We start from the raw sequence: 13547 nt of genomic DNA on the forward strand, positions 1-13547 counted from the left end.
ATTTGAAACAGAAGCGCGCTCAAGCGACATTCAGACGAAACATATGTGATGCAAAAGTCACACGAGCCGGAAACGCGACAAAAAGCACCGAAAGACCGCGAATCAGCCGCAATCCAGCCATGAAGCAACGGGTTTCGGACCAGAAATTAACATCACGTTCACCGACTATTCACGCCTCGACGCTATATTCCCGAACAATTCGGACGGGACATCCGAAACGGGACAGGGACTGGTAAAATGAACTTCTGGAACCACATCGCCGGCTATGCCGCCGCCATTCGCGAATTCGTCGCGCCGACCTATCGGCCGGAGCGCTATTACATGCGCGGCCCGGGACCGGCCTGCGCGCGCCGCGGCAGCTCGCTCGGTGTCGGCACGCACTGACCACGATGCCCGACAGCCGCCACAACAGCCGGATCTGCAAGCCGGCCGCCGGCCAGCGCGCCACGACCTATCGTGACGAATGCCCGGCCGTCGCCGACGGCCGGCGTGCGACAACGCCGCGGCTTTGAGGCCGCAGCCGGCTGACTTAGTGTCTTAAGACATGGGCAGAGAGGCTGCCGAAGCCGCCAAGCCGCCCGACCTGAAACCTGCTCTTTTCCCGCCCACCGACCAGACCCTCTCGGCGATCGCATTCGCGGATCCCGCGCTATGCTCGCTGGCTTCAATCCTGGCAAGGCCGAAGCACGATCGCTTCTCCCGCCGTCTTGCCGAGGTCTCGGCAGCTCGTGGCCGTACACAACGTCCATCCCTGCCTGGACGCCCCCGACGCCGCGAGCATCAGGCGCGGCTGAGGTCCGATCCGTGGCACGTAGCTCCACCAGCCGTTCCGCAAGACCGAACCTTCGGGCGGGTCCATGCCGGCCCCGGAGCCCTGGATCCGTGCCTCGATCAGCTGAAGCCCGGCAGGCGTGACTTTCCAGTCTTCCTGCCAGCGCGTCCGTTCCACCGAATGCGTCCACGACAGCGTGAAGGCGGCGACGGCAAGGGTCACCGTCTTGCCGGCAGCCAGGATGCACAGGCTCATAGGGAACCGGCCGCGGGCGCCCGGCTTGCGCGCCAGCAGTGCCAGCCGATCCACGCAAGCGCCAGGGCCCAGCCGGTCTCGTCGGTGAGCGGCAGTGCCGCGACCAGGAGCACGCCCGCGGCGAAGGCGACCAAGCGTTCCCACCAGGCCATGCGGCGCGCGAGGAAGCCGACCGCGGCAGCGCCCCAGAGCACGATGCCCATGCAGGCTTTGGCGAGGATGTAGGCGACCTCGACCGGATAACCGAACGAAGCGGCGATCGGGCCGGCATCCTGCAGCATCAGCGCCGGCGTGTAGACCGCCATGAACGGCACGACGAAGCCGGCGATGGCGAGCTTTGTCGCCTGGATGCCGATCTTCAGTCCGCTTTCCTTCGCCATCGGCGCGGCGGCGAAGGCGGCGAGCGCCACCGGCGGGGTAAGGTCGGCCATGATGCCGAAATAGAAGACGAACATGTGGCTGACGATCAGCGGCACGCCGAGCGACAGCAGCGCCGGGCCGGCGAGCGAGGAGGTGATGATGTAGTTGGGGATGGTCGGGATGCCCATGCCGAGCACCAGGCAGGTGAGCATGGTCAGCACCAGCGACAGGAACAGATTGTTCTCGCCGATGGAGATGATCCAGCCGATGAAGGTCGAGGCGATGCCGGTCAGCGTCAGCGTGCCGATGACGATGCCGACGATGGCGCAGGCGATGCCGACCGGCAGCGCGTTCTTGGCGCCTTCGGCAAGCGAGTCGACGCAGATGCGCAGCGTCTCGCGACCACCTCTGAAAGTGAAGCAGGCGGCGACAAGCGCCACGATGACGAGGCCGAGAATGTTGACGCCGAACCGCATGAAGGAGGCGGCAGCAAGCCCAAGCGCCAGCCAGAAAACGACGCGGAAGGCAAACGGCCCGATCAAGGCCGCCAGCGGCGTGCCGAGGATCAGCACGATGGTCAGCGCCAGGCCCATGGTGCCGGCGAAGATCGGCGTGTAGCCGGCAAACAGCAGGTAGACCAGCACGGCAAGCGGCAGCACCAGCGGCCAGTGCTGACGGACCGCGTCCCAGGGATCGGGCAGGTCATCCTTGGCCATGCCGTGCAGGCCCGCTTTGCCGGCCTCGAGATGCACCTGCCAGAAACAGGCGCCGAAATAGAGCAGCGCCGGAATGATCGCGGCCTTGACCACCTCGGCGTAAGGGATGTTCAGCGTCTCGGCCATGATGAAGGCAACCGCACCCATCACCGGCGGCATGATCTGGCCGCCCATCGAGGAGGTCGCCTCGACGGCGCCGGCAAAGGCCGGGCGGAAACCGAAGCGTTTCATCAGCGGGATGGTGAACTGGCCGCTCGCCACCACATTGGCGACGCCCGAACCGGAAATGGTGCCCATCAGCGCCGAAGAGAGCACGCAGACCTGGGCCGGGCCACCGCGCCAGGAGCCGACCAGGCCAAGCGCGAAATCGTTGAACAGCGCGATCATGCCGGCGCGTTCGAGAAAGGCGGCGAAGACGACGAAGATGAAGATATAGGCGGCCGAAACATAGACAGGCGTGCCGTAGATGCCTTCGGTGCCAAAGGCGAAGGTGTCGACCAGCTGCGCGAAATCATAACCGCGATGGATGAAAGGCGGCGGCAAATGATTGCCGACGAAGCAATAGGCGAGGAAGATGAAGGCGATGACCGCTAGCGGCAACCCCATCAGCCGCCTTGCCGCCTCGAAGACGAGCACCACCAGCAGCGTGCCGACGATCAGGTCGGGCGTGGTGAGAAAGCCGGAGCGGCGGATGAGGTCGGCATAGAAGACCCAGTTGTAGAGGCCGGTGGCGAAGCCCAGCACGCCAAGCGTCCAGAAACCTGCTTTGGCTGCCGCGCTGGTGGCGCGCAGATTGGCGATCAGAGCGAAACCGAGCAGCAGCAGGAAGCCGACATGCATGGCGCGCACCACCTGGCTCGGCAGGCTGCCATAGGCAGCGATGTAAATCTGGAAGACGGAAAAGGCGACGGCAATCAGGAACGCCGCCTTGCCGGCGATGCCGTCGCCAAAGCCCGGCGGCAGGCCTTCGAGAGTCTCTTCGACGGCTGGCGAAATGACGGTCGGAGTTTCGGCCATTCAGCGGGCTCCTGGCGGGCGGTATCCATGCCCGAAAAGGGGCAGGTGACGAGCGAAGCGAGGCGGAAGGGGTCACCTCAATTGCGTCGACCTTCATCTAAGAAGATGGAGCGCGTCGCAGAGGACCCCACCCGTCCATCGGCCTTCTGCGGCTTGTCCACCCTCCCCTCAAGGGCGAGGAAAATCGGCGCCTACTTCAGCAGCCCTTTTTCCTTGTAATATTTCTCCGCGCCGGGATGCAGCGGCACCGGCATGCCGTCCAGCGCCTTGGCCGGGTCGATCGCCTTGGCGGCGGCATGGGCGGCGGCGAGCTGGTCGAGATGCTCGAACATCAGCTTGGTCATCTGATAAGCGGTCTCGTCGGAAACGTCGGCCCGGGTGACGAGGAAATTGCCGACCGCGGCGGTCGCGACATCGTCTGTCTGGCCCTCGTAGGTTCCCTTGGGAATGACGACCGAAAGATAGGGCGAGCCGATCTTGGCGACGTCCTCGGGCGGCACGGCGACGACGTTGATCGGTATCGAGGTGGCGAGATCGCGGATCGAGGCGACGCCCAGGCCGGCCGATTGAAGCGTGGCGTCCAGCTGACGGTTCTTGATCAGCTCGACCGATTCGGCGAATGGCAGATATTCCACCCTGCCGAGGTCCTCATATTTCAGCCCGGCGGCAGCGAAGATGGCGCGGGCATTGAGCTCCGTGCCGGAGGCAGGCGCACCAACCGACAGGCTCTTGCCCTTGAGGTCGGCAAGCGTCTTGATGCCTGACTCCTTGCTGGCGACGATCTGGATGTAGTTGGGATAGATGGCGGCAATGCCGCGCAGCTTGTCGAGCTTGCCCGGGAAGCCGGCCTCGGTGTTGCCTTCCGCGGCCATCTTGACGGAATCGCCGAGCGCGAAGGCGATCTCGCCCTTGCCCTGCTGCAGCAGGTTGAGGTTTTCGACCGAAGCCTTGGTCGCCTGGACCTGGGTGCGGGCACCTTCGATGCCCTTGCCGTAAATCTCGGATAGCGCGACGCCGAGCGGATAATAGACGCCGGACGTGCCGCCGGTCAGCACGTTGATGAATTCCTGAGCTCGAGCCGACGCTGCGCCGAGGCCGAGCGACAGCGCCAAAGCGCCGGCGGCAATAAATTTGGTTCTGAAATAGAACATGGTGAACTCCTCCCTGTGACATCAATTCGGGGAGAGTTTAGACAGCAAGCGGTAAATGCCAACCCGCAATTGCAGTCATTAGACGAACGGTTAAGGAGCGGCGAAAACGGACGACAAACGCTCAATTCCGGCCTGTTTCGGTCGGCCACGCGGGGCACGGCTTCGGCCGCGAACGTCAATCCGGCGGCGCTGCGGTCGCGGCGATTTCAAGTGCCCTGGTGCTTGCGAAATCTCGGAACGAAGACAAAAATTTTCGCCAGCCTGTCGAAATCGACCGGGGCCGCGCGACTTTAGCTCGGCCCGCGACCACGCGGCCTTCGGAAAAAACGGGAGAAGACCATGCGATACATGCTTTTGATTTACAACGACGAGGCCGCGATGGCGAACACGCCAAGCGAAAAGACCTATCAGATCAGCGCAGCCTATGGCGCTTATACCGAGGCGCTGAAGAAATCCGGCGCATGGCTTGCCGGCGACCGGCTGCGGCCGACGCAGGCGGCGACCGTGGTGCGGACGGCCAACGGCAAGACCAATGTGCTCGACGGTCCTTATGCCGACACCAAGGAGCAGCTCGCCGGCTTCTACATGATCGAGGCGACGGACATCGACGCGGCGATCGAATGGAGCGCGCGCTGCCCGGCGGCCAGCACAGGGACGGTCGAGGTGCGGCCGATCTGGGAAATGACCGACTACCTGTCTAAGGCGGGATGAGTTTTCCGCGAACGCTCATCCCGCTTTATCTTCCTGTTTGAGCATGATCTTTTCCGAACCAGCGGTCCGCAAAGCGAAAATCGCTGCATATTTTCGGGTTCATGCATTGGAAGCGACGCTGTGATGGAGAATCGCCCGGACATGGCGCGGGCGGCGGCCGAAGCAGCCGCCCGCCGCAGCTACGGCAAGCTCGTGGCCTGGCTCGCCGCCCGGACGCGCGATGTCGCCGGCGCCGAGGATGCGCTGGCCGATGCATTCGCGGCCGCGCTCGAACGCTGGCCGCAGAACGGTGTGCCGGAAAAACCGGAGGCCTGGCTGTTGGCCGTGGCGCGACGACGAAGCGTCGATGTCGTCCGACGGCGGCTGACCGGCGAGGCGGCCAGCGACCATCTCCAGCTGATCGCCGAGGAGGTGGAGGCCCGCGTGAACCACGAAGAATTGCCCGACGAGCGGCTGCGGCTGATGTTTGCCTGCGCCCATCCGGCGATCGACGCCACGGTGCGGGCACCGCTGATACTGCAGACGATCCTCGGCTTCGACGCCGCGACGATCGCCTCTGCCTTCCTGGTGTCGCCGGCGACGATGGGACAACGGCTGGTGCGGGCAAAGGCTCGCATCCGCGAAACCGGCATTCCGTTTCGCGTGCCGGAGCGGGGCGAACTCGGCGAAAGGCTCGATGCGGTGCTGGAGGCGATCTATGCGACCTTCGCCGAAGGCTGGACCGACCCGGCGGGCACGGAGACGCGCCGGCGCAGCCTCGCCAGCGAAGGCATCTGGCTTGGCAGGCTGGTCGCCTCGCTCATGCCTGACGAGGCTGAGGCGCTCGGCCTCCTGGCGCTGATGCTTTTCGCCGAGGCGCGACGCGCGGCGCGGCGCAGTCCCGAAGGCGACTTCGTGCCGCTCGCCGAACAGGACGTTGCATTGTGGGACGGCGCGCTGATCGACGAAGCCGAGGCCCTGCTCGAACGCGCCGCAGCCAAAGGGATCATCGGCCGCTACCAGCTCGAAGCGGCCGTGCAGTCGGCGCATACGGCGCGGCGGCTGAGCGGCCGCACCGACTGGGCCGCGATCCGCCAGATCTATGACGCGCTGATGGCGATTGCCGCCTCACCGGTGGTGGCGATCAACCGCGCCGTGGCGATCGCCGAGGCCGAAGGCGCGGCCGAGGGCCTTGCTGCGCTCGACCGGATCGGCGACGACAGGCGGCTTGTCCAATACCAACCCTATTGGGCGGCGCGCGCCGAGCTGTCCGCCAGGCTGGGCAAGCTTGCCGAGGCCACGGAAGCCTTCGACCAGGCGATCGGGCTGGAACGCGATCCGGCCTTGCGCCGTCACCTGCAGGCCGACGGGCGAAACTTGCCGGCAACTGAGACCTGCTCGCGGCTTGCCGCACAAGCGGTCGGCATTTCGGCCAGGCAGGGTGAGCCTTCTCGAGATGTAACGAATTGGCTCTCGGGCGCCTAAGCCCCCAGCCCGTCGAACAGGATCGTCGACAGATAGCGCTCGGCGAAGGACGGGATGACGACGACCAGGTTCTTGCCCTTGTTCTCCGGCCGTGAGCCAACGACGATTGCCGCCTGGAGCGCAGCGCCCGACGAGATGCCGACCGGCACGCCTTCGAGGCGGGCGACGAGGCGCGAATTGGCGACCGAGTCCTCGTTCGAGACCCTGACGATCTCGTCATAGATCGAGGTGTCGAGGATCTTTGGCGCGAAGCCGGCGCCGATACCCTGGATCTTGTGCGGGCCGGGCTGGCCGCCGGACAACACCGGCGAGGCTTCCGGCTCGACCGCCACGACATGCACCGAAGGCTTGCGCTTCTTCAGCACCTGACCGACGCCGGTGATGGTGCCGCCGGTACCGATGGCGGAGACGAAGATGTCGACCTCGCCATTGGTGTCGTTCCAGATCTCCTCGGCCGTCGTGCGGCGGTGGATTTCCGGGTTTGCCGGATTCTCGAACTGCTGCGGGATGATGGCGTTGGGGAGCGTCGCGGCAAGCTCGTCGGCCTTGGCGATGGCGCCCTTCATGCCCTTCGGCCCTTCGGTCAGCACCAGCTCGGCGCCGAGCAGCGCCAGCATCTTGCGGCGCTCGACCGACATCGTCTCCGGCATGGTGAGGATCAGCTTGTAGCCCTTGGCGGCGGCGGCGAAGGCAAGCGCGATGCCTGTGTTGCCGGAGGTCGGCTCGATCAGGGTCGTCTTGCCGGGCGAAATCTTGCCGGCCTCCTCCAGCGCCTCGATCATGGAAACGCCGATGCGGTCCTTGACCGAAGCGATCGGGTTGAAAAATTCGAGCTTGGCCAGGAGATTGGCGACGACGCCCTTCTCCCTGGCGAACTTGTCCAGCCGCACCAGCGGCGTGTCTCCAATCGTCTCGGTGATCGAATTGAAGATGCGGCCGCGACCGGGGATGCGCGCGGAGGTGACGGGCTTGTTCATTGGTTTTGCTCCCAAGGCAATGTAGAGGCAGACAGAATAGGGATTTCAGCCGCGCAAGATAGGCTGGGCGCCGAAAATATCCGAGTGGGGCGATTGCTCAAAACCGCGCCGCGCCGGAAATGCATTTTCCAGATTGGGCCGTTTTCGGAACGGATTCGCTGAAATGATGGCGGGTTGGGACGGCAGCTATTGACGAGCGGCGATCGCGGCTGCCGCCCCCACCATGAAGCCGGCGGCGGTGCGGTTCAACAGCTTGAGCGCGCGCGGCGACTTCAGGAACCAGCGCGCCTTGGCGGCGAGCGCCAGATAGGGCACCAGCACCACGAACAGAACGATTGCGGTGAGCGCGAGAAGGACGCCGTAGTCGGCCAGCGTGATCGCTTTGAGATCGACGATGGTGGGCGTAATGGCGAGATAGAAGATCATCGTCTTCGGGTTGCCGAGCGTCAGCGTCAGCCCGGCGATGAAGCTCGCGGCCAGGCCGCCCTTGCCCTTGCGGGCCTCGACAGTTTCGGGCGAGATGCCGGTGGTCCAGAAGCGCCAGCCTAGGAAGGCGAGATAGGCGACGCCCGCCCATTTGATGGCGAGGAAGACCATGCCGAAGCTCTGCGCGATGAAGGCGAGGCCGAGCACCACAGCGGTGAGATAAGTGACGTCGCCAAGCATAAGGCCGAAGAACATCGCCAGCGAAGAACGAAAGCCCGAACCGAGCGCACGGGCGACAAGCGCCGTGACGCCGGGCCCCGGAATGGCGGCGGCCAGGCCGAGGGCCGCGCTGTAGGCGAGAAATCCTGTCAGTGTCATGGTTGAGCCTGGAGCGTGGGGAGCGATGTCGAGCCGCCCTTTATCATGATACCGGGGCAACGGTAATTCCCTGACGGCGGGATTCGTTGCGCCAGTCCGAGTATGACGACGTCAGTCGGCAATCTCCGCTGTTGGGAGCGCCCGCTCAGCGTTGCTGGACATGTCTGAGATTGGTTGACATTCATGCGATCGTCAGCCACGGGCGGAGCAAGGCGCGACGCGACGCGGCGCAGACTCTGGGATGACGAGGTTCGGGTGGCTACCCGCCGTAAGTGATGCGCCAGATGGTGCCGTTGCCGTCCTCGGTGAGGATCAGTGCTCCGTCCTTGGCCACCGCGACGCCAACCGGACGGCCCCAGACCGCGTCATCGGCGATGACGAAGCCGGTGGCGAAATCCTGATATTCTCCGGTCGGCTTGCCGTCCTTGAATTTCAATCGCACCAGCTTGTAGCCGGTGCGGACATTGCGGTTCCAGGAGCCGTGCAGCGCGACGAAGGCATCGCCCTTGTAGTCGGCGGGGAAGTTGCCGCCTTCATAGAAGGCGATGGTGAGCGGCGCCGAATGCGCCTGCATCAGCACGTCGGGAACCGTGACCTTTTCCGCGAGATCGGGGCGTGCGCCCTCGTGGCGCGGGTCCTCGTTGCCGCCGAGATAATACCAGGGCCAGCCATAGAAGGCGCCGTCCTTGACGGCGGTGGCATATTCGAAGGGCACGTTGTCGCCAAGCTCGTCGCGTTCGTTGACGACGCACCAGAGCGCGCCGGTCGCCGGCTGAACGGTCATGCCGGAGCAGTTGCGCAGCCCGGTGGCGACCATCCGGCGGTTCCTGCCGTCGGGATCGAAGGCGAGCACATCGGCGCGGCCCTCCTCCGGCCCCCAGCTGGCGCCAAGCGGCTGCGATCGCGCCCATTCCTCGACCCCGCCCTTCGGCCTGGCGCCCATATCCTCGGCGACGTTCGAGCCCGAGCCGACCGACAGGTAGAGCGTCTTGCCGTCGGGCGAGAAGGCGATGTCGCGCGTCCAGTGATGGCTTGAAGGAATGTTCGAGACGATCGTCTCCGGCTTGCCGGAGGCTTGCATGTCGCCGTCACGATAAGCAAAACGAACGACGCTGTTGCTGTTGGCGACATAGACCCATTGCGGCTTGTCGCCAGGCGGATAGAAGGCGATGCCATAGGGGCGGGTAAGACGCTTGGCGAAGATCGCTTCCGCAGCGGGCTTGGCGCTGCCCTCGGCCAGGCGGTAGACGCGGACCTGGTTCGCCCTGCTGTCGGCGACGAAGAGATCGCCGTTCGGCGCAACGCGCACGACACGCGGGCTGTCGATGCCGGAAGCCACGAGCTCGACGGAAAAGCCGGGCGGCACGATGGGCTTGGCGCCCTCCGGGCGGTCGGTCAGCCCGCCGCCGTTCGAGGCGGAGTCGGTGACATAGGGCTGCTGCAGATCGTCCGGTTTGATGAGACGCCTCACGCCGGGACGATCGGCCTTCCAGTCACCGAAGGCTTGCTTGCCGGTCAGCAAGGGCTGGTCCGCCTGCTGCGCGAAGGCGCCGGCGGCCAGCAACAGTCCGAGAGCGGCCAGGCCCGCGATCCGGATCATGCTGTTCTCCCTGTTTGATCGCCGCTTTCGAACGGCTCATGCATCAGCGCAGAAACAGCTGGGATCAAGAGGCGTTCCATTCAATTGAAGCGCGTCGCGCCGAAACGGATCAGGCGACCCCCTTGTCTCTATGGATGTCGTTCTTTCAAGACCGCTGCACGCTTGGCGCGACATGCAGTAGGCGCGCACCAGAGTTCGGCCGGGTGGCCGCCCGTTTTGCGCACTGCTTGTCTCAAACCGCGTCTCCCAAGAACCGCTGTGCCCTTGGGGCGAAGCATCAGCCGTCCTCGGAGTCGAGATCCTCGTCGAGCTGCCTTTCCAGCTCGACCAGATCGGCCGGCAGCGGCAGGCCCATGGCGCGAAGCTCCATGAGCTTCTCGCGCAGCTGCTCCTGTATCTCGTGCTCGTCCTCGGGCTGGTTGACCATTTCCTCGAGCAACAGGCTGATCTGAGCCTTGAGCGATTCCAGCGCCATCTCCACCCTCCTTGCAGCGATATCCGTAATCTTTCGCTTACCGAAGCATGCGCGAAATCAGCTGCGCCGTATAGTCGACCATCGGCACGATGCGCGCGTAGTTCAATCGGGTAGGCCCGATGACGCCGAGCGCGCCGATGACGCGGGCATCCTTGTCGCGATAGGGCGCAACGACCAGCGACGAGCCGGACAGCGAGAACAGCTTGTTCTCAGAGCCGATGAAGATGCGCACGCCGGAGCCCTGCTCGGCAAGGTCGAGCAGCTGCAGCAGGCCGTCCTGCGTCTCCAGATCATCGAACAGATGGCGCAGCAATTCCAAGTCGGCCTGGGCGGTGACATTTTCCAGGAGGTTGGCTCGGCCGCGCACGATGAGCCGCGCCGGTAGGCCGCTGTCGGCGCCAGCCCAAACCGCGAGGCCCTTTTCGACCAGTTCCTGCGACAGCGTGTCGAGCGCCGCCCTGGTCTCGTCCTTGATGCGGCCGATCTCGACCCGCACCTCGGCGAGCGTCCGGCCGCGTATGTGAGCGTTGAGGAAGTTCGAAGCCTCGTGCAGCTGCGAGACGGTGATGCCTGCCGGCAGATCGACGACGCGGTTCTCGACGTCGCCATTCTGCGACACCAGGACTGCCAACGCCTTGGTCGGCTCGAGCTGGATGAACTCGATATGCTTCAACGCCACCTCGTTCTTGGCGGCAAGCACCAGGCCGGCGCCGCGCGACATGCCGGACAGCATCTGGCTGGCTTCGGTCAGCATATGCTCCAGCGTCGCGCCGGAACCGGAGGCACGCACCTGCGCCTCGATGGCGCGGCGCTCCTCTTCGGAGAGATCACCGAGCTCCATGAAGGCGTCGACGAAAAAGCGCAGGCCGGTCTGTGTCGGCAGGCGGCCGGCCGAGATATGCGGCGCGTAGATGAGGCCGAGTTGCTCGAGGTCGCTCATCACGTTGCGGATCGTGGCCGGCGACAGCGAGGAGGGCAGGATGCGCGACAGGCTGCGCGAGCCGACAGGCTCGCCGTCGCGCAGATAGGAATCGACAATGCGCCGGAAGATGTCGCGCGATCGGATGTCGAGCGACTGAAGCACGGGCGACTGCGACGCGGGATCGACTGCCTTGTTCATTCCAGCCAGAACCTCCGGTTCTCAAAAGATATAGACTCCCGGCCCTGCGGCGCAACCCGGCCCCTTTTGCTTCGCGCGCCCTTTTCCTTTGCGCCACGCACCGCATGCGTCTACAAGCCGCCGACGAATCCGGAAGAAGAACAGAAAGAGTCCCGATGCGCCCCTCCAAACGCCAAGCCGACGAAATGCGCGCCATCTCCTTCGAGCGCGGCGTCTCCAAGCATGCCGAAGGGTCGTGCCTGGTGAAGTTCGGCGACACGCATGTGCTGTGCACGGCGAGCCTGGAGGAAAAGGTGCCGGCCTGGATGCGCAATTCCGGCAAGGGCTGGGTGACGGCGGAATATGGCATGCTGCCGCGCTCGACCGGCGAGCGCATGCGGCGCGAGGCGTCCGCCGGCAAGCAGGGCGGCCGCACGCTGGAGATCCAGCGCCTGATCGGGCGCAGCTTGCGCGCCGTGGTCGACCTGCAGGCGCTGGGCGAGCAGCAGATCACCGTTGACTGCGACGTCATCCAGGCCGATGGCGGCACCCGCACCGCCTCGATCACCGGCGGCTGGGTGGCGCTCCATGATTGCCTGCGCTGGATGGAGGCGCGCCAGATGGCAAGCGTCTCGAAGGTGCTGAGGGACCATGTCGCCGCGATCTCCTGCGGCATCCATGACGGCCAGCCGGTCATCGATCTCGACTATCTCGAAGACTCGTCGGCCGGCACCGACGCCAATTTCGTCATGACCGGCAAGGGCGGCATCGTCGAGATCCAGGGCACTGCCGAGGGCGAGCCGTTTTCCGAGGAGCAGTTTGCCGCGCTGATGGGATTGGCCAAGAAAGGTATTTCGCGGCTGGTGAGCTTGCAGCAGATGGCGGTGGCGTAGGTTTCGGATGCCGAGCCCAGGCACCCCCCTCTGGCCTGCCGGCCATCTCCCCCTCAAGGGGGGAAATCGGGTATCAATCGCCAACATCGCAGAAAGGATGCCGACGCAGCCACAGCCAATCTCCCCGCTTGAGGGGGAGATGCCCGGCAGGGCAGAGGGGGGTGCCTCGTGACTCCCTCGGCGATTCTGGAATCAGCGCTCTACGTCACAGATCTAACCGCTGCCGAACAGTTCTATCGCGACATCCTCGGCCTCGAGGTGCTGGGCAAGGTCGAAGGCCGGCACGTGTTCTTCCGCTGCGGCAACGGCGTGCTCCTCCTCTTCAATGCCGAGGCAACCAAAATACCGCCGGCACCCGACGCCAAAGTGCAGGTGCCGCCGCACGGCACGGTGGGCGAAGGCCATCTCTGCTTCACCGCAAGCGCCGACGAGATCGCCGAATGGCGCAAGCACCTGGCGGCGAGGAACATCGCCATCGAAAGCGATTTTGAATGGCCGCAGGGCGGACACTCGATCTATATCCGCGACCCGTCGGGCAATTCGATCGAGTTCGCCGAGCCAAGGATCTGGGGCCTCTGATGCATTCTTCGCATTTTCATTCCCTGAGGGGACAGAAGATCGTCGTGGCCAGCCACAATGAAGGCAAGCTGCGCGAGTTCGCCGACCTGATGGCGCCGTACGGCTTCGAGGCGAAGTCGGCCAAGGAATACGGCCTGCCGGAGCCGGACGAGACGGGCACGACCTTCGAGGAGAACGCCTATATCAAGGCATATGCCGCTGCCAAGGCGACCGGTTTGCCGGCGCTGTCCGACGATTCGGGACTCTGTGTCGACGCGCTCGATGGAGCGCCCGGCGTCTATACCGCCAACTGGGCAGAGACGCCGGACGGCAGCAGAGATTTCGGCATGGCCATGCAGCGCACCGAAGTGGCGCTGCAGGAGGTCGGCGCGACCGAGCCGGCGCAGCGCACCGGCCGCTTCGTCGCCGTCATTTGTCTCGCCTTTCCCGACGGCGAGGCCGAGTATTACCGGGGCGAGGCCGAAGGCAGGCTGGTGTGGCCGCCACGCGGCACGCTCGGTTTTGGTTACGATCCGGTGTTCCTGCCCAACGGTTTCGACAAGACCTTTGGCGAGATGAGCGCGGAGCAAAAGCACGGCTGGAAGCCCGGCCAGGCGACGGCACTGTCGCACCGCGCGCGCGCCTTCCAGAAGTTTGCGCAAGCGCGATTGGATATGGCGCGCCTGGGATGAGCG

At 65.0% G+C, this 13547-nt stretch carries 14 protein-coding genes; 6 read left to right on the forward strand and 8 right to left on the reverse strand.

The window, feature by feature from the left end; genetic code table 11:
* Nucleotides 1-237 precede the first annotated feature (237 nt).
* Nucleotides 238-384 carry a hypothetical protein gene (locus EJ074_RS15985; protein ID WP_095805269.1) on the forward strand — a complete coding sequence of 49 codons (147 nt, stop codon included), beginning with the start codon at nt 238-240 and terminating at the stop codon, nt 382-384.
* A gap of 280 nt (nt 385-664) precedes the next feature.
* On the opposite strand, the gene EJ074_RS15990 is transcribed toward EJ074_RS15985, so the two are convergent.
* The 3 genes from EJ074_RS15990 to EJ074_RS16000 all read right to left on the reverse strand — a co-directional run bounded on the left by EJ074_RS15990 (nt 665) and on the right by EJ074_RS16000 (nt 4271).
* The gene (locus tag EJ074_RS15990; RefSeq protein WP_129554061.1) at nt 665-1027 is read right to left on the reverse strand and encodes a DUF1850 domain-containing protein; all 363 of its coding nucleotides are present in this window, start codon (nt 1025-1027) and stop codon (nt 665-667) included.
* Nucleotides 1024-3120: a TRAP transporter permease gene (locus EJ074_RS15995; protein ID WP_095805271.1), complete on the reverse strand. Its 2097-nt coding sequence runs from the start codon at nt 3118-3120 to the stop codon at nt 1024-1026. The genes EJ074_RS15990 and EJ074_RS15995 overlap by 4 nt, the downstream gene beginning before the upstream one ends.
* A gap of 191 nt (nt 3121-3311) precedes the next feature.
* Nucleotides 3312-4271: a TAXI family TRAP transporter solute-binding subunit gene (locus EJ074_RS16000; RefSeq protein ID WP_095805272.1), complete on the reverse strand. Its 960-nt coding sequence runs from the start codon at nt 4269-4271 to the stop codon at nt 3312-3314.
* Between the two features lie 339 nt (nt 4272-4610).
* Between EJ074_RS16000 and EJ074_RS16005 the strand changes: the two genes are divergently transcribed.
* Entirely contained in the window at nt 4611-4982 is a 372-nt protein-coding gene (locus tag EJ074_RS16005) for a YciI family protein (RefSeq protein WP_129553575.1), read from the forward strand.
* A gap of 123 nt (nt 4983-5105) precedes the next feature.
* Nucleotides 5106-6446 carry a DUF6596 domain-containing protein gene (locus EJ074_RS16010; protein WP_129554062.1) on the forward strand — a complete coding sequence of 447 codons (1341 nt, stop codon included), beginning with the start codon at nt 5106-5108 and terminating at the stop codon, nt 6444-6446.
* Here EJ074_RS16010 and cysK read toward each other — a convergent pair.
* The 5 genes from cysK to hrcA form a co-directional block, all read right to left on the reverse strand.
* Entirely contained in the window at nt 6443-7423 is a 981-nt protein-coding gene (gene cysK / locus EJ074_RS16015; protein WP_095805275.1) for a cysteine synthase A, read from the reverse strand. The two genes, EJ074_RS16010 and cysK, sit on opposite strands and share 4 nt — an antisense overlap.
* A 186-nt stretch (nt 7424-7609) precedes the next feature.
* Nucleotides 7610-8227: a LysE family translocator gene (locus EJ074_RS16020; RefSeq protein ID WP_095805276.1), complete on the reverse strand. Its 618-nt coding sequence runs from the start codon at nt 8225-8227 to the stop codon at nt 7610-7612.
* A gap of 259 nt (nt 8228-8486) precedes the next feature.
* On the reverse strand, nt 8487-9827 hold the full coding sequence (locus EJ074_RS16025) for a sorbosone dehydrogenase family protein (protein WP_095805277.1): 1341 nt from the start codon (nt 9825-9827) through the stop codon (nt 8487-8489).
* Between the two features lie 277 nt (nt 9828-10104).
* Nucleotides 10105-10302 (reverse strand): hypothetical protein, encoded by a 198-nt coding sequence (locus EJ074_RS16030; protein ID WP_095805278.1) that lies wholly within the window; start codon nt 10300-10302, stop codon nt 10105-10107.
* 37 nt (nt 10303-10339) lie between these two features.
* A complete protein-coding gene (gene hrcA, locus EJ074_RS16035) occupies nt 10340-11422 on the reverse strand; it encodes a heat-inducible transcriptional repressor HrcA (protein ID WP_095805279.1) in 1083 nt (360 codons plus the stop codon).
* Nucleotides 11423-11577: 155 nt separating this feature from the next.
* On the opposite strand from hrcA, the gene rph reads away from it, so the two are divergent.
* From rph to rdgB, 3 genes are all read left to right on the forward strand, one after another.
* Complete coding sequence (rph, locus tag EJ074_RS16040) at nt 11578-12294, forward strand: ribonuclease PH (RefSeq protein ID WP_095805280.1); 717 nt, start codon at nt 11578-11580, stop codon at nt 12292-12294.
* A 168-nt stretch (nt 12295-12462) separates the two neighbouring features.
* Nucleotides 12463-12873, forward strand: a complete 411-nt coding sequence (locus EJ074_RS16050; protein ID WP_095805282.1) for a VOC family protein — start codon at nt 12463-12465, stop codon at nt 12871-12873.
* Entirely contained in the window at nt 12873-13544 is a 672-nt protein-coding gene (gene rdgB / locus EJ074_RS16055) for an RdgB/HAM1 family non-canonical purine NTP pyrophosphatase (protein WP_095805283.1), read from the forward strand. Before EJ074_RS16050 ends, rdgB begins: the two co-directional genes overlap by 1 nt.
* Nucleotides 13545-13547: the final 3 nt, after the last annotated feature.

The sequence above is a fragment of the Mesorhizobium sp. M3A.F.Ca.ET.080.04.2.1 genome (assembly GCF_003952525.1).
Classification (GTDB): domain Bacteria; phylum Pseudomonadota; class Alphaproteobacteria; order Rhizobiales; family Rhizobiaceae; genus Mesorhizobium.